The 17,003-nt window shown below is 42.7% G+C and carries 15 protein-coding genes; 9 read left to right on the forward strand and 6 right to left on the reverse strand.

What is annotated here, in order from left to right:
• Positions 1–126: 126 nt before the first annotated feature.
• Positions 127–2,241: a hypothetical protein gene (locus DH10bf12_RS16390; RefSeq protein ID WP_471736292.1), complete on the reverse strand. Its 2,115-nt coding sequence runs from the start codon at positions 2,239–2,241 to the stop codon at positions 127–129.
• 162 nt (positions 2,242–2,403) lie between these two features.
• Between DH10bf12_RS16390 and DH10bf12_RS16395 the strand changes: the two genes are divergently transcribed.
• Positions 2,404–3,747 carry a sodium-dependent transporter gene (locus tag DH10bf12_RS16395; protein ID WP_471738258.1) on the forward strand — a complete coding sequence of 448 codons (1,344 nt, stop codon included), beginning with the start codon at positions 2,404–2,406 and terminating at the stop codon, positions 3,745–3,747.
• 208 nt (positions 3,748–3,955) lie between these two features.
• Here the strand turns inward: DH10bf12_RS16395 and DH10bf12_RS16400 are convergent, their stop codons facing one another.
• Complete coding sequence (locus tag DH10bf12_RS16400; protein ID WP_471736293.1) at positions 3,956–4,219, reverse strand: DUF1871 family protein; 264 nt, start codon at positions 4,217–4,219, stop codon at positions 3,956–3,958.
• Between the two features lie 77 nt (positions 4,220–4,296).
• Here DH10bf12_RS16400 and DH10bf12_RS16405 point away from each other — a divergent pair, with 77 nt between their 5' ends.
• Positions 4,297–5,451 carry a MalY/PatB family protein gene (locus tag DH10bf12_RS16405; protein ID WP_471736294.1) on the forward strand — a complete coding sequence of 385 codons (1,155 nt, stop codon included), beginning with the start codon at positions 4,297–4,299 and terminating at the stop codon, positions 5,449–5,451.
• Positions 5,452–5,719: 268 nt separating this feature from the next.
• Here the strand turns inward: DH10bf12_RS16405 and DH10bf12_RS16410 are convergent, their stop codons facing one another.
• Both DH10bf12_RS16410 and DH10bf12_RS16415 read right to left on the reverse strand, forming a co-directional pair.
• Positions 5,720–5,926, reverse strand: a complete 207-nt coding sequence (locus DH10bf12_RS16410) for a hypothetical protein (RefSeq protein WP_471736295.1) — start codon at positions 5,924–5,926, stop codon at positions 5,720–5,722.
• Between the two features lie 80 nt (positions 5,927–6,006).
• Positions 6,007–6,711, reverse strand: a complete 705-nt coding sequence (locus tag DH10bf12_RS16415) for a peptidylprolyl isomerase (protein WP_471736296.1) — start codon at positions 6,709–6,711, stop codon at positions 6,007–6,009.
• An 88-nt stretch (positions 6,712–6,799) separates the two neighbouring features.
• Between DH10bf12_RS16415 and kapB the strand changes: the two genes are divergently transcribed.
• On the forward strand, positions 6,800–7,180 hold the full coding sequence (kapB, locus tag DH10bf12_RS16420) for a kinase-associated lipoprotein KapB (protein WP_471736297.1): 381 nt from the start codon (positions 6,800–6,802) through the stop codon (positions 7,178–7,180).
• A 32-nt stretch (positions 7,181–7,212) separates the two neighbouring features.
• Here kapB and kapD read toward each other — a convergent pair whose 3' ends face one another.
• Positions 7,213–7,824 carry a 3'-5' exonuclease KapD gene (gene kapD, locus DH10bf12_RS16425; protein ID WP_471736298.1) on the reverse strand — a complete coding sequence of 204 codons (612 nt, stop codon included), beginning with the start codon at positions 7,822–7,824 and terminating at the stop codon, positions 7,213–7,215.
• A 198-nt stretch (positions 7,825–8,022) separates the two neighbouring features.
• Between kapD and DH10bf12_RS16430 the strand changes: the two genes are divergently transcribed.
• The gene (locus DH10bf12_RS16430; RefSeq protein ID WP_471738259.1) at positions 8,023–9,222 is read left to right on the forward strand and encodes an MFS transporter; all 1,200 of its coding nucleotides are present in this window, start codon (positions 8,023–8,025) and stop codon (positions 9,220–9,222) included.
• A gap of 21 nt (positions 9,223–9,243) precedes the next feature.
• Positions 9,244–11,094 carry a transglycosylase domain-containing protein gene (locus DH10bf12_RS16435; protein WP_471736299.1) on the forward strand — a complete coding sequence of 617 codons (1,851 nt, stop codon included), beginning with the start codon at positions 9,244–9,246 and terminating at the stop codon, positions 11,092–11,094.
• A gap of 363 nt (positions 11,095–11,457) precedes the next feature.
• Here the strand turns inward: DH10bf12_RS16435 and DH10bf12_RS16440 are convergent, their stop codons facing one another.
• The gene (locus DH10bf12_RS16440; protein WP_471736300.1) at positions 11,458–12,033 is read right to left on the reverse strand and encodes a DUF5366 family protein; all 576 of its coding nucleotides are present in this window, start codon (positions 12,031–12,033) and stop codon (positions 11,458–11,460) included.
• A 320-nt stretch (positions 12,034–12,353) separates the two neighbouring features.
• Here DH10bf12_RS16440 and DH10bf12_RS16445 point away from each other — a divergent pair, with 320 nt between their 5' ends.
• Genes DH10bf12_RS16445 through DH10bf12_RS16460 form a run of 4 tightly spaced genes read left to right on the forward strand, consistent with a single transcriptional unit; the run spans position 12,354 to position 16,999 of the window.
• Positions 12,354–14,759, forward strand: a complete 2,406-nt coding sequence (locus DH10bf12_RS16445; protein ID WP_471736301.1) for a Na+/H+ antiporter subunit A — start codon at positions 12,354–12,356, stop codon at positions 14,757–14,759.
• On the forward strand, positions 14,756–15,184 hold the full coding sequence (locus DH10bf12_RS16450) for a Na(+)/H(+) antiporter subunit B (RefSeq protein WP_471736302.1): 429 nt from the start codon (positions 14,756–14,758) through the stop codon (positions 15,182–15,184). Before DH10bf12_RS16445 ends, DH10bf12_RS16450 begins: the two co-directional genes overlap by 4 nt.
• On the forward strand, positions 15,184–15,525 hold the full coding sequence (locus DH10bf12_RS16455; RefSeq protein ID WP_471736303.1) for a Na(+)/H(+) antiporter subunit C: 342 nt from the start codon (positions 15,184–15,186) through the stop codon (positions 15,523–15,525). Before DH10bf12_RS16450 ends, DH10bf12_RS16455 begins: the two co-directional genes overlap by 1 nt.
• Positions 15,518–16,999, forward strand: a complete 1,482-nt coding sequence (locus tag DH10bf12_RS16460) for a Na+/H+ antiporter subunit D (protein ID WP_471736304.1) — start codon at positions 15,518–15,520, stop codon at positions 16,997–16,999. The genes DH10bf12_RS16455 and DH10bf12_RS16460 overlap by 8 nt, the downstream gene beginning before the upstream one ends.
• The last annotated feature ends 4 nt before the right edge of the window (positions 17,000–17,003 follow it).

Genomic DNA, 17,003 nt, shown 5'->3' on the forward strand with positions numbered 1-17,003 from the left:
ATTGAGCGAATTCACTGAACATTTACAAACACTTTTTTAGTCAGTTAATTCTTTGTTTTATACAAATAAAAGAGCTGTCATAAAAACGGCAGCTCTTTCATCCACACAAAACTTTAACATGCAATCCTAATTAGAAACCTCTTCCTCACTCTTCATGTCGATCATATTAAACATTCCGTCACTCGTATATTTCACTTTATACATTTCATCTTCGACAACCATGCTGACTTCAACCTGATAGCCATGCATATGGATGCTGAAGTTAGCTTCTGTCACTTCGTTGTTCTGTGTACCACCTGTATAAGATAAGTCGTTAACTGGTTCAAATTCAAAAGTATGTGCCCTCACAATTTCTTCAAAGCGGGCATATTCAGGAAGGTCCTCCCCGCCCATTAACGAATAGGCAATCTCATAATCTTCCTGTTGAAGTGCATGAAAGTAAAACAGAATTAAGTGCTTCGGGTGAAGGAGTTTAAGCGCATCGACATCTTCTTCAGCAACGTATGTGTCGTAAATATCCTTCAGATAACCTTCAAGCGGCATTTCAACTGCGCTAAAGATCCCTGCATCATGTATCGCTCCCTGAAATTGATAAAACGGAGAAAAGTCAATTTCTGACCAGCCATCCGGCATGACGAACCCATATTGTTCACCTATCGTATAGTGAAACGCTGCCATTTCCCGGATATAAGAGTTTTCAAAGGTACGATCCTCAAGGATATTCTCCCAGGCCGTCAGCTGATCTTCATTTAACTCAACGTCCATTCTGTTACCACTTATGTCTGCGCCTAAAATCAGCCTTTTAACCAGTTCACTATATTGAAAGCCAAGCCTGTCAGGCAGCCCTTGGTAGTAATGATCATTTTCTTCGTCAGATCTTACCTCTTCATTAAGCTCATAAAGCCTTTTTATCTGTTCCTCAAGATTAAGTGCTTCAGCTGCATATAATGTAAAATCAGGATCTGGTTGAACTGAATTTTGTGGAAACACCCTTTCATGAGGTAAAGGCATATTTTTCAGGAATTCCTGATGGACAGGATGTATAAATGCCGTCCTGTCTTCAAACGCATCTCCGCCCATCGTCACAGCGAATTCCGCATTTTCAGCGTCATAGTCATAAGTAAAGCCATTTGCTTTGATTTTTTCTCTCAACACACGTTCTTTTTCAGGTAATTCATCATCCTTATAATACGATCTGTTCCACGGTGCGATCGAATCGATATTTTCATTGAGCTTTTGTTCATAAACGTGTATCAGATTCTGACCTGTATCCATAAACATATTGACTGCCACATCTGACCGCATGATTTCATGATGCATGTCATACTCTTCTGCCCACTCATAGCCTGCCTCAAGCATCTCCATTGGAGGAAGCATCGTAGTCTCGATTTCCTGACTCAGTAACGTCAGCATCCGTTCATGATCACTGTGGGTATTTTCGTAATACCCCTCATTGACATCTCTCAAAAATTGCAGCTGGCTCTCTACATTCTGAACCATCACCAGTCGATTAACTTCATCCTCACTGAGACCTAGCGATTCAGAAAGCTCAATTTTGCGGTTTTTAATCAGCTCATCAAGCTCGGCTATTTTACTTTCTTCATAGACCTGTTCTTCAGCACTTCCTGAAGCTTCTTCTGCGACTTCAGGAATCGGATCATTCAGTAAAAAGATAACGCCTGCTGCAGCTGTGAGAATACCTCCTGCTGCTAGTGTCGGCAATTTCGACTTCTTCTTCTGAACCTGAGCGACTTCCTCTTCGACCTCCTCAGGTTCCGGTAAATGCTCAAGATCAGGTTCCTGTTTTTTGTAGGCTTCATCCAATAACATTAGAAACCGGCTGATCTGTCCCTTGTCCGTATGCCACCTTGCAGCCAGGTTACTGACTGCAGCCTGCTCATGTGTTAAAAATTCCTGATATGAAAGAGAAGTAATGAGTTCGATTTCACTCTCTGAGAATGTATGGTAGTGATATAAGGACAGGCTTGTTTTCTGAGTAAATGGAAGTGTTTGAATCGCTTCATGGAGCTCCTGATCATCAGCATGGGGTGATACTTTTTCGATTTCATCATGATCTGATGACTGTGCGAAATCGTAAGCTTCTTTTAAAACTGCAGTTCTCGAGTCAAATTGGTCCTGATTTAGTATAGCCAGGCAGGTCTGACGATGTTCAGACGTGACGCCTGACTGCAGTAACAGCTGATTGGCTTCAATCAGCCACTGTTTCTTTAACTGGTCCATCTTTCTCCCCCTGTTCTTTCTACTATTATACAGAAATTACCGGGACGTTTAAGTTGTTTGAAAGAATTTACAGAACATTTTAAATCATATTTTTAAAAAAATCCTTTTCAGCTCTTGTATACTTGTAGTAGCATATACAAATCAATGAAAGATGAGGTGGAACTGATGAAATCACAGCAATGGTCGTCAAAGATCGGTTTTATACTGGCAGCCGCCGGTTCAGCAATTGGTCTCGGTGCGATCTGGAAGTTTCCGTATATGGCGGGATCAAATGGCGGGAGTATTTTTCTGCTGTTTTTTATATTATTTACCGTATTAATTGCAGGACCGATCCTGCTGGCTGAGTTCGTGATCGGGAGACGCGGGAAGTCTGATGCGATCTCCACATACAGAAAACTCGCTCCTTCAAGCGCATGGCCATTTGTCGGGTATCTGGGTACAGTAGTGGCAATTATTATCCTTTCATTTTACAGTGTTGCGGGCGGATGGATCCTATCCTATCTGTTCCGAAGTGTAACCGGCAGTCTGATGGGGCTCTCCCAGGAGGAATACGGCGGATTATTTGAAACGATTATCTCCAATCCAGTTGAAGTACTGCTCGCACAGGCGATCTTTATGATCTTAACAATCGCAGTCGTTCAGACCGGCATTCAAAATGGGATTGAACGTGCAAGTAAGATCATGATGCCGGCACTATTGATTATGTTTATTATTCTTGCGATCAGATCACTGACGCTTGATGGTGCTTCTGAAGGACTTGCTTACTTATTCATTCCTGACTGGAGCTATATGACAAGCGAAACGATGCTCCTTGCACTAGGGCAGTCGTTTTTCGCACTGAGTGTCGGGGTTTCAGTAATGGTTACTTACGCTTCTTATCTGAAGGATGATGAAAATTTAGGCAGATCAATGGGATCAGTTGCGATTTTAAATATCGTGATTTCACTCCTTGCAGGTATTGTAATTTTCCCTGCAGTATTCGCATTTGGATTTGAGCCTGGAGAAGGTCCCGGACTTGTGTTTGTTGTACTGCCGGCAGTATTTAACGAGCTGGCATTCGGCGGACTGTTTATGCTGGTGTTCCTGGTCCTACTGCTGTTTGCAACATTAACATCAGCATTTTCGATTCTCGAAATCGTGACCGCCTCCCTATCAAAAGGACGTCCTGAAAAACGCAGAAAGTATGCCTGGATCTCAGGTATCCTGATTTTCATTATCGGACTTCCAAGTGCATTGTCGTTCGGTGTTCTGACTGATGTTACCATTAACGGGCTGTTGATTTTTGATTTTGCAGATTATGTAGCCAATAACTTCGGGTTACCACTCGGAGCATTGTTAATCAGCTTGTTTGTTGGATTCAGACTGAAAAAAGAAGATGTATTTGCAGAACTTGAAAAGGGTGCAAACGGTCATGCGAAATGGATGCACGTCTGGTACTTCCTGATTAAAGTAGTTGCACCACTGGCGATTATCGCAATCTTTTTGCAGTCGCTTGAGATTATTTAAAAGTTGGAAAAAGACAGGCTAAACAATCTGTTAATTAAACATTAAGTGTAGCGGAGCGTAAGGCGGCGACTCCGGGACGATTAGCGGGATAGCTGAGACCCTCTTGGCGAAGCCGAAGGGGCTCAGCGACCGCCGTCCGGAAAGCGTCCGCCTGAAGCGCAGCGGAACGATTAAGGAGGATGAGACAATTATTTGTCTCATCCTCCTTTTATGATTCACCATTATTCATCTTAACTGCAAGCAGCTTATATGACACTTTCGTACACTCCTGAAGCGGAATCCACTTCTCAAATGTACGCTCATAAATCGCCTGTATCCTTTTCGCAAGATCACTTGGATGATGAAGTTCATGTACAGCACCAACTACCTCTGCAATTTCCCCATCATAACCTTCTTCCCCTATGTCAAAAGGGTCCCACTCCTGCAGGATCATGACCAGCTTTAAATTCATCTCATTCATTTCTATATTCATATGCCCCACCTAATTGTTTTGAAAAATGCTCAATCTATCATACCATAGAATAGAGAGATGGAAAGGATGTGTTTCTGATGAGTATTTTTGACACAGATTTAAAACGAAAAGGAACGTATTCTGTAAAGTGGGATATGATGAAGGATGTCTTCGGAACTGATGACCTGCTGCCGATGTGGGTAGCTGACATGGATTTCCTGCCGCCTGATGCTGTCATGAAAGCAATGAAAAAGCGGATGGAAGAACCGCCATTCGGCTATACATTCGTACCGCCTGAAACAGCAAGAATCATTTCGAAGTGGCTTGAGAAACGACACGGCTGGAAGACAAGCCCTGCCTGGTATCTATATTCACCCGGTGTTGTTCCTTCGATCGCAACTGCAGTGAGAGCCCTGACTGAAAAAGGTGATCAGGTGCTGACGATGACACCTGCCTACCCTCCATTTTTCAGTATGGTTGAACAGAACGATCGGGAACTCGTACTGACGCAGCTGATCGAGAAAAATACCCGCTATGAAATCGACTGGGAGGATCTGGCTGAGAAACTGAAAGACGTGAAGATGTTTTTACTTTGCAGCCCTCATAATCCCTCAGGCAGAATCTGGACTGAAGAAGAACTGAAGAGAATTTCTGATATGTGTAAGCAGGAAAACGTATATCTTGTATCTGATGAAATTCATTCAGACCTTGTGTATCGTCACGCAAAGCATGTACCGGCAGCACTTGCAGCTGAGGATGACGCGCACATTATCACATTTGTCGCACCTTCAAAAACATTTAACTTAGCCGGGATGCAGGCTTCAGCTGTCATTGCTTCAGATGAAGAAGTCCGTAAAAAATTGCAGGAAGATCAGGGGAAACAGGGATTCTTTACACTTTCCACATTTGGCATTACGGCAATGGAATCCGCTTATTCAGAAGGTGAAGAATGGCTCGAGCAGCTCATTGATTACCTTGAAGGAAACCTTGAAATTGTCAGAAAAGGCATTCAGGAAATTGACGGCCTGTATCTGATGGAGCCTGACAGCACCTACCTCTTATGGATCGATGCACGTGAAAAAGGCTTAAGTGAGGATGAAATGAAAGAAGCACTTTACCAGAAAGCGAAGCTCGGTGTAGATACGGGTGAAAAGTATGGTAAAGGTGGAGAAGGGTTTATCCGTATGAATATTGCTTCCCCGCGCGCGATGGTAGAGGAAGGTATGGAGAGATTGAAGAAGGCTTTTGAATAAGTTTTTGATCATAACGGTTGAGAATGAATCTGTTGAAGTTGGTATATTTTCGGTTGAGGTAGGTATATGTGCTGTTTGAGTGCTGTATTTGCGCGATCGAGTGCGCGATACACCCGGCTTGAGTGCTCTATCATCAAATTTGAGTGCACAATAAACCCATGCTGAGTGCACGATACTGCCTCTCTACTGACATAAAAGCAGCCTCAATCCCTCTTTTACAAACAAAAAACGGCCGGATCTCACACATGTGTGATCCGGCCGTTACGATTTATGAATGTGTATCTTTACGATTCATCAGCTTTTCTTCAAGCTTTTTCGCTTCATCTGCCTGTCTTTTTGATACGCGTACAATCCACTTATACGTTACGTATGTCAGTAATACGAATAACAGCAGCCATAATCCAGCCGGCAGGTATTCGGATTTATCCTCAGGGAAATATAGGAAAAGCTGTAACACAAACCATTCAGCAACCATTGGCCGCCCTCCTCACATCTGTCTGATACAACTATTATAACAGCGGGTAAATCAGACTTCACGTGAACAATTCGTGTACACTATTCTTCAATTGTAATCGATTCAATCACAATATCCTCTTCAGGAGCATCGTTGACTGTTTCAGTTGCAGCAATCTGGTCAACAACATCCATTCCTTCAATTACCTGTCCGAATACTGTGTGACGGTTATCAAGCCACGGTGTGCCGCCGCGCTCTGCGTAAATATCAATGATTTCCTGCGGGAATTCAGCATCCTCCATCTGACCAATCATTTCTTCAGCAACAGAGTCTGCATGTACGATGAAAAATTGACTGCCGTTTGTATTCGGACCTGAATTCGCCATCGACAATGCACCTTTCATATTGATCAGTGACTCATCAAACTCATCTTCAAAAGGCTCTCCATAAATACTTTCCCCGCCTGCACCAGTGCCATCAGGGTCTCCACCCTGAATCATAAAGTCCTGGATGACGCGGTGAAAAGTGAGTCCGTCATAATAACCGTTTTCAGCATGTGTCATAAAGTTTTCTACTGCTTTAGGTGCCTGGTCAGGGAACAGTTTCAGTGTTATGGTTCCTTCTGACGTCTCCATCTTTGCGACCGGCTCATTTTCAGCAGGTTCAGGATTTGTCTGAGGATATCCTTCTACTACTGTATATTCCGGTTCAGTACTTTCAGTTTCAGTTGCGCTTTCCTCCTCTGCCCCGCCGCAAGCTGACAGAATGAGTAATAAAGATAATAGTAATAGTGCTTTTAAATTCATAATTATCGCCTCCATTTAATACTTTAGACGAACGAAAAGAAAAAATCATCATTTTAAGGTAAACTAATGTTAAAGGAGTGGAGATTTTATGAACCTGGTGAAAGCATTTTATAAAACCGGTGCTTATATTGGTGAGGTTGACCAAGTACATACAGAGCATCAGGTGATCCGTATTAAAAGTGTGATCAAGCATCCTGAACAGGGAGATCTGCATAATCCCAAACAGGTAGACGTACCATTTTTCCATGAGCGCAAGGCGCTTGCCTTCAATGAGCGGGCAAATATCCCGTCATCTATGGTTAAACCGTTCGATGGGGAACTGACAGACTACAATGAAAGTCTGATCCAGTCAGTCAGCAGCCTTGAAGAAAAGCTGAAGACTGAAGATTCACCCTATAACAACAAAAGCCTTGAAGCGCTTCAGGGTGTGAAGCGTGAGTACGAATTAATGTATAACCTGAAATTTTAGCCATAAAAAAGAACCCATGCACGGGTTCTTTTTTATTGGGCGAGAAACTGCCTCAGCGCAGAGAAATCCACGCGGTCGCCAATTGTCGTTGCCTCTGAGCTGTTCAGATACTTTTTATCTTTTTCGACAAGCTGATAGATATGATAGGTGGTCATGGCATCATCCAGGGCTTTGTGATGTTTACCGGTTCCATCTTTTCCATACTCCTGCACCGCTTTCCAAAGGCCGGTCTGGTTCCGGTCACCAAAAAAACGTTTATACTCCATAGACAGGTCTACAAATTCCCCTGTAAAAGGAAATTGCAGCTTGGCAATCTGACAATTCTGCTTCAATACCTTCATATCCATATTGCCCCATGTGACGACTTTGCACGGGCCGGCCTGATTATATTCAGCAAGCTTATCAACCAGACTATATAGTGAAATACCACGGTCAACCTGCTGCTGGCTGATATTTAAAAAGTTCTTACACCTGCGCGACAGCCTTTTAAAAACACGGGGTTTTACATAGCTTGAAAACTGTTCCTGCTTGCCTCCCTGCACTGCGAGAAGGCCCACCTCAATAATTTCAGGAAAAAAACCTTTATGTCCTCTCCCCTCCGGCATGGAAAATTCAAAATCAATAAAAATGGTTACTTCATTCATACTACCCCCCCTTATACTGTGGGATGATCCACAAAAATGTTGGGTTTATTATAACACGTGACGGATCAATGTTTATATAAATGTCTGAATTTTCATACGACAATTTCCGTGATGCTTTGTTGCAGGTTGTATTCAAAGGTGTATAATTACTACGGTACACGAAATAATGAATGACATGATGATGAGAAGGTGTTTGCAATTACTGTTGAAAAGAAGAATCTGACGATTATGTGGATAGCGAACTTTTTAGTCGCTGCGAGTGCTACAATGGTTTTACCATTTTTATCTCTTTATATAGAAACAATGGGGAATTTTTCTCCCGAATATGTTCAGAAGTGGTCAGGCCTTGTATTCGGGATCACTTTTCTGACTGCTTTTTTTGTATCGCCAATCTGGGGCAGATTTGGTGACCGCTTCGGGTACAAGCCCATTTTAATGATTACAGGTTACGGAATTGCCTTCAGTATTTTTATGATGGGCTTTATTGATTCAGTTCTTGGTCTGTTTATTTTAAGAATGTTTATGGGCGTTGTAACCGGCTTTATTCCAACCTCTCTTGCTTTAATTTCTTCACAGACACCAAAGCATATTGCAGGCCGAACGCTTGGCACCCTTCAGATGGGTACAGTAACCGGTGGTTTATTCGGACCGATCCTTGGCGGATTAATGGCGGATGCTTTCGGATTCAGCTATACCTTTATTATTACTGCCATTGTGATTTCAATTGCGGCCACTGTTGTTCTATTCGGGATTACAGAAAAGAAGAAATCTGCCGATAAAAAGAATGAGAAAACATATACGAGAAAAGAAGTTTTTAAACATATTACAAGTCAGCGTATGCTTTTGACTGTGATGGTACTGTCATTCCTTGTTCAGATGGCAAACTTCAGCATTCAGCCGCTTCTTGCACTTTATGTAGACGGTCTGACAAGTGCTGCAAATATTGCTTTTTTATCAGGTCTCGCCTTTTCTGCCACAGGATTTGGGAATCTGATTGCAACAAGGGGCTGGGGCAGGCTTGGTGACGCGATCGGTTATACGAAAGTGCTGACCATCCTGCTTATGCTTTCTGCTGCATTTATTATTCCGCAGGCACTCGTAACAGAGCTGTGGCAGCTGGTTATTTTAAGATTCTTATTCGGGATTGCAATTGGCGGCATCATTCCGAGCGTGACCGCATTTATCAGACACGCCGCTCCTGTCTCCATGCAGGGTGAAGTGCTTGGTTACAATCAGAGTTTCAGATTCCTGGGTAACGTTGCAGGTCCCGCATTTGGCGGATTATTGTCCGGTTATATCGGAATCTCCTCTGTGTTTTATGTGACGGGATTTTTATTCCTGAGCGCATTCGGACTGCTTTGGTGGAGCAGGCAGCAGGTAACAATTGAAGATCATTAAGTAGAAACGGAGAATTGCGCTATGCGAATGGCACTGGGTTTTACAGGTGTATTATTTTTAATTCCGCTTTGCATATTGCTATGGGTTGGAATGGATAAAGAAATAAAAACGCAGGCTGCTTTTCAGCAGGCGGTATCCGAAAAAGTTGATGTGGATCAGATTCAATCCAATGAGACAAGCTTTCTTCTCGATAAAGATGGAAACCGTTTTGCCCAGGGCAATTCAGGTGTAAGACTATATGCTACGGATGAAGAAATTCCTCAGTTTTTAAAGGATGTAACTGTGTATTCAGAAGATCAGAATTTTTATGATCATATCGGCTTTGATGCAGGAGCAATTATCCGCGCTGTTGTAAAAAACCTGGTCTTTACTCATATTCAGCAGGGCGGAAGTACCATCACACAACAGCTCGCCAGAAACCTTTATTTAACACAGGATAAAACCTATAACCGTAAAATGACTGAATTATTTTATGCAAATGAACTGGAAAAGAAACTGTCTAAAGATGAAATCCTCTCAGCCTATCTGAATATTATTTATTACAGTAACGGAGTTTACGGAATCAAGGGTGCATCAATGTATTATTTTGATAAGGACCTTCATGAGCTGTCAAAAGCAGAAATGGCTTTCTTAGCAGCAATTCCTAATAATCCTTCAAAATATGATCCAATTAACAACTTCGATGAGGCAAAGGTACGTCAGGAAAGACTACTTGATATTTTGGTACTTGAAGACATGATGGACAGTGAAGAGGCTGAATCCCTTAAAGCAGAGCCCATCATTATGCAGCAATATGAAAACACCGATCTGTATCCTGATTATGCAGTCTATATTGAGTATGAATTAAAGCAGTTGATTGCTGAAAAAGAAGGGTTCAAAGAAAGGCTCGACCGTGCTGATAAGTCTTCTGTCAGAGAACAGATCAGTCAGGAGCTGAACCAGCGGACAAATGAGGTGCTCGGTTCCGGCATTATGGTCCATACCGCACTCGATCCAGCTCTACAGCAGAAAACGGTCGCTGCTGTTAACGAAAACCTTCCATATGAAGGGGTCGAAGGAGCAGCGGTTCTGATCAATAATGTTTCCCGGGAAATAGTAGGCATCGCAGGCGGTAAAAACTATCAGAAATATAATTTCAACCGCGCTTATCAGGCAGTGCGGCAGCCGGGATCAGCGATTAAGCCACTTCTTGTGTATGCCCCTTATATCGAAACATACCAGCCATTTTTAAGTCAGACTGTTAATGGCAATAGCTTTTGTGTCGATAACTACTGCCCTGAAAATTATGGTGGGGTTGAATATGGAAATGTATCACTATCAAGAGCATTCCTGTTGTCCCTTAATACACCTGCAGCTAGATTAATGAATGAAACCGGGGTTGATTTGTCATTTGATTACTTGAATGCATTTGATTTTGATTTAATTCAGCCCGGTGACCGGACGTTGGCTGCTGCATCAGGTGGCTTCACTTACGGCATGTCACCGCTTGAACTGACAGACGCCTATACGAGTTTCATAGACGGAAGCTATACACCCGCTCATGCGATACGCATGGTTACAGATACTGCCGGAAATGTACTCTATGAGTGGGAAGACAAAAAGATCCCAGTCTGGACCGCCCAGACCACCTCTAAAATGAGGGAGCTGCTGAACACTGCAGCAGTATCCGGGACAGGAAGCCCAGCCTACTTGAATAAACCGTATATTGGAATTAAAACCGGAACGACAAATGAATGGGCTGACTACTGGACAGTCGGCTTAACAGACCAGTACACAGGCGGTGTATGGGTTGGACACGACCTGCCAGAGAGTATGAGAAGCATCGAGACTGACCGGCCGGCGCATTTAATCTGGAAGGATATGATGAGGTAGCAAAACACCCCTTACGTCAGGTGCTGGCTAAGGGGTGTTTTTATTTAGGGTTGTGGAGCCGCTAGTGGGGTGAGCACAGCGGCTTGAAGGAAATTGAGCTGAAAATGATGAGATGGATCTTGCAATTGAAGGAATACTGAGACAAGATGGTGCAATTAACCCGTTGCAAATCGAAATGAAGGAATAAAATCTAATATCAATAGAATCATTTTGGCAATGAGGGAATCATTTTTCAAATTGAGGGAAATACTGCTGAATTGAAGGGATTAGCAAAAGCGAGCATCAGTGAAGCCACCTCACCGCCCTTTACCAGCTCCAAAACAAAAACACCCCTGACCAAAAACATCAGAGGTGTTCAAATATTTATGCAGGCAGCTGCTCCAAAATCGGCAGACTTGCAAGCAGACCATTATAAAGCCTGATCACAACGTACAATACAGCCGAAATCATGGCAGACCACACCGTAATTTCAAACAAAATCACACCGATCGTACCACCCGCAGACAGCGTGGTACTCACTTTCATGACAAAATAAATAAAATACACAAACGACGTGACAGCAAATATAATCAGCAGCCCTCCAATAGAAGAAAGACTGACAATCGTGATCAGTGAGCCAAAGAAATAAATCAGCGATCCGGATCGGACTCGGGTCAGCGCCTCTCCCTCTTTATCTCTTGAGAAAAACAGCAGGGCCACTTCATTCACTGTTTCAGCAATCAGCTTTAAAGCTGCAAAAATCATAAAGCAGACAATCATGAGTACAATCAAAATAAAGATTTTTAATTCAAGATCAGATAAAAATTCTCTCATTCCAGCATAAATGCCAATTCCTCTGAATAATTCAGTCAACACACCTGTACCATACACTGAAAATGATAAGCTGAACATTAAAATTGAAAATAAAGGAAGATATCCTGTTAAGTATGTATTTTTCATTTATGACGCTCCCAGTAATTCATCTACTCACATGATAATCGTTTCTCTCGTTTTTTAAAAGGAAATTCCAAAAGATTCTAGCATCCGCCGTCATTTTTCGACACGAAGATGTAAAAATTTTATGTCCTCTGATCTATTTCTTCCTATATATAAGCACAGGACGAAGCCTATGATACGAGTGATTCCATTATGCATATACACGTCTTTTACGTTATACTTACCTTTATACGAGATATAAAAGATCACATCACTAAGGACTTCCGTGTAAGGCGAGAGTCCTTATTTAAATGTGTGACAGAATTTTTAAGGAGGGATCTTCATTGTCGCTGCTTCACTTAGCCATCTTACTGCCATTTATTGCGGCGGTATTTGTCCCTTTTTTATTTAAGGGCTTCCGTTCAATTCATACGGGATGGTTCGTCTTGCTCGTTCCGCTGGCACTGTTTATTTACTTTATCCAGTACATGCCGGTAACAAGCAGCGGACAGACAGTTTCACAAACATTCGAATGGATTCCATCACTGGGCATCAATTTCACTGCTTACGTAGATGGACTCGGGCTGTTATTCGCCCTTCTGATCACAGGTATTGGATCACTTGTTGTGCTTTATTCGATCTATTATCTGGCTAAAGAAAAAGAAGCACTTGGTAACTTTTATGTGTACTTATTAATGTTTATGGGTGCAATGCTTGGTGTTGTTCTTTCAGATAACCTTATTGTGATGTATATGTTCTGGGAGTTCACATCGATTTCATCATTCCTGTTAATTGGTTACTGGCATGATAAAGAGCGATCACGATATGGTGCTCAAAAATCTATGCTGATCACCGTATTTGGCGGTCTTTCAATGCTTGGTGGTATCGTACTACTCTATATCATGGGTGGTACATTCAGTATCCGCGAGCTGATCGGAATGTCAGGAGACCTTATGGCAGAGCCATTATTCCTGTTTGCGATGATTCTGATCTTACTTGGTGCATTTACGAAATCCGCACAATTTCCTTTCCATGTCTGGCTTCCGGATGCAATGGAAGCTCCGACGCCGGTATCAGCTTACCTTCACTCAGCAACTATGGTAAAAGCGGGTATCTACCTTGTGGCCCGCATGAGTCCTGTTTTTGCTGAATCGGGTGTCTGGTTATGGCTGGTTGCAGGCTTTGGTATCTTCACTTTATTCTGGGGATCCTTTAATGCAGTAAAACAGACTGACCTGAAGGGAATACTTGCCTTTTCAACCATCAGTCAGCTCGGTCTGATCATGTCATTACTCGGACTTGGTGCAGCTGCACTGCATTTTGACACGCTTGATGAAAATATGTATATGACAGCAACAATTGCAGCTGTCTTCCACCTGATTAACCACGCAACCTTTAAGGGAGCGCTGTTTATGATGGCGGGTATCGTGGATCATGAAACCGGGACACGTGATATCAGAAAGCTTGGCGGCCTTGTTAATCTGATGCCGATTACCTTTACGATTGCCATTATCGGTTCATTTTCAATGGCAGGTCTGCCGCCATTTAACGGATTCCTGAGTAAGGAAATGTTCCTGACGGGTATGATTTCAGTATTTGAACTGGATCTGTTCAATTTAAACACGTGGGGCATTTTATTCCCTGTTATTGCATGGATCGCAAGTGTATTTACATTTATCTACAGTATTATGCTTGTTTTTAAAACGTTCCTTGGGAAGCCTCAATTTGATAAGCTTCCAAAAAAGCCGCATGAAGCACCAATCGGGATGTTAATCTCCCCTCTTGTGCTTGTTACACTGGTTGTTATTTTCGGTTTCTTCCCGAACCTGCTGTCTAACAGTATGATTAAGCCGGCAGTTGAATCGATACTGCCAAGCCTGACGGATGCAGGGCAGGAAGTTTATGTAGATATTTATTTCTGGCACGGATTCACACCTGAGCTATTCATGACACTCGGTATTATTCTGACAGGGACACTGATGTATGCCACGCTTGCAAAATGGCAGGGCATTTACAACCGGATTCCTGAGAGATTTACAATTAACGGTGTTTATGATCGCGGCCTTGAAAGAAGCGAGTCAGGAAGCTTTAAGCTGAATGAATTTGTGATTACCGGGTATATGAGATCCTATCTGATCTATATCTTTGGATTCTTTGTAGCGATTCTGCTGTCCACGCTTAGTATTCGTGATGCATTCTTAGTGGATACCTCAAATCTGGCAGAGATCAGAATCTATGAAGTTGCGCTTGCGCTTGTCCTTGTTGCAGGTGCGATCACTATTCTGTTTGCTAAATCAAGATTGACGTCGATTGTATTACTTGGTGTTGTCGGCTATTCAGTTGCCCTGTTCTTCGTATTCTTCAGAGCGCCTGACCTGGCACTGACACAACTTGTAATTGAAACAGTATCAACCGCATTATTCCTGCTGTGCTTCTATCATCTGCCTGAGATCAGCAGAAAAGAAGAGCGCATGAAGTTCAAGTTTGGTAATGCGATTATCTCAATTTTGGTTGGTGTGACTGTGACACTGATTGGGATTGCTTCATTCAGCAATCAGTCATTTGAATCGATCTCTCAGTACCATATTGATAATGTATATGAGCTGGCAGCGGGCGGTAACATGGTTAACGTTATACTTGTTGACTTCCGTGGCTTTGATACATTCTTCGAAATTTGCGTGCTTGCCATTGCAGCATTGGGAATTTATGCAATGGTGAACTTCCGCGGAGTTAGGAGGCAAAAACGATGAAGAAACAACCGAATGATTTGATCCTTCAGACTGTAACGACAGTCATCTCTTTTATCATTCTTTTATTCTCCATCCATTTGTTCTTTGCCGGCCACTATACTCCCGGCGGAGGATTTATCGGAGGTTTGATGACTGCAGCTGCGCTTGTTTTACTGTTACTTGCTTACGATATAAAAACATTAAACACAATTTTGCCATTTGATTATCGGCTGATGACAGCTGTTGGTCTGATGATCGCCCTTTTAACAGGGGCTGGTGCACTATTGTTTAACGTACCTTTTCTTACACACGCATACGACTATTTTGATTTGCCACTTTTAGGTGAGACATCTCTTCATACAGCTGTGTTATTTGATATTGGCGTGTATATGGTCGTAATCGGTATAACGATGACCATTATTCAGACGATTGGGGAGAGTGAATAATGGAGATTTTAATGACAATTGTTGTAGGTATTCTGTTCACTTCTGCCGTGTATCTGATGCTATCGAAGAGCCTGTTACGCGTGATCATTGGAACAGCACTACTCAGTCACGGGGCCCACTTGCTTCTTTTAACAATGAGCGGTCTTAAAAGAGGTGATGCGCCTGTTCTGATGGATGGCGTTACTTCATACGCTGACCCATTACCTCAGGCACTTGTTCTGACGGCTATTGTAATCAGTTTCGGGGTAACGGCTTTCTTCCTGGTACTTGCCTACCGTGCGTATCAGGAACTTGGAACAGATAATATGGAAGAAATGAAAGGGAATGAGTCAAATGATTAACTTACCATTACTACCGATACTCGTTCCGCTTTTCGCTGCTGTCACCTTAATGTTCTTCCCGAAACGCATTAAAGCACAGCGGATCATTTCATTGATAGCAATCGCCGGGACAATTATTGTTACGATTGTGCTGGCAGCAGAAGTTAAAGCGAATGGTATCCAGACGGTTAACCTTGGAAGCTGGCCTGCACCATATGGAATTCCACTGGTGTCAGATATGCTTTCAGTGCTACTAGTCCTGACATCGAGTATCCTGACATTCTTTGTTGTCTGGTATGCGATGATCTACATGGATGAATCTTATGAAAGATACTTTTTCTATATTGGCGTGATGTTCCTTTTAACAGGAATCAATGGTGCCTTTACGACAGGTGATATTTTTAACCTGTTTGTATTCTTTGAAGTATTTCTAATCGCATCTTATATGCTGATCGCCTTAGGCGGTAAAAGCGGACAGCTGCGTGAATCGATTAAATATGTACTGATTAATGTCATATCGTCCGCATTATTTGTAGCAGGTGTTGCTTATCTGTATTCAGTTGTCGGCACTTTAAATATGGCAGATATATCCCGTCGTATTGATGAACTCGGCAGCCCGGGGATCATTACAGTGATTGCAATCTTTTTCCTGATTATCTTTGGATTAAAAGGTGCAATCTTTCCGCTGTACTTCTGGTTACCCGGCTCATACAGTGCACCACCGATTCCGATTCTTGCACTGTTTGGTGCATTGCTGACTAAAGTTGGTGTCTACTCGATCATGAGAACGTACACATTGTTCTTTTATCATGATCAGGGCTTTACACATCAGATCCTTGCCGTTCTTGCACTGCTCAGCATTGTTGTTGGTGTCATTGGTGCAATTGCCTACAGAGATGTTAAAACAATTATTATTTACAATATCGTCATTGCAGTCGGTGTTATTCTATACGGTGTATCAGCAATGACACCCGCAGCACTCGAAGGAGCCGTCTTCTATCTTCTTCATGACATGGTGATTAAAGCAGCGCTATTCCTGCTCGTTGGTATTATGATGGCCATTGCAGGGGCAAGCCATCTGAATCAGATGGGCGGCATGATCAGGGATTATCCGCGTATTGGCTGGACTTTCCTGATTGCAGCGTTCGCGCTTGCCGGGATTCCGCCACTCAGCGGATTTATTGGAAAGCTGCTGATTGTTCAGGGTGGCTTTGAAACAGGAGATATGGTTGGTCCATTGATCATCCTGCTTTCAAGCTTACTAGTTCTGTATTCTGCAATGAAGATCTTTATGAATGGCTTCTGGGGAACGCCAAAAGAGTATCACGGAGCAAAAGCTCACCTTGCAAACCGCCTGTGGGTGCCGGCTGCAGGATTAGTGCTGATCGCCATTGCTTATGGCGTTGGCTCTGAAGCAGTCTATCCATTTATTCAAATGGCGGTAGAACCACTCATCGATCCTGCAATCTATATTGAAGCAGTGTTAAAGGAGTAATGTG

Source organism: Jeotgalibacillus sp. 10bf12, assembly GCF_055597105.1.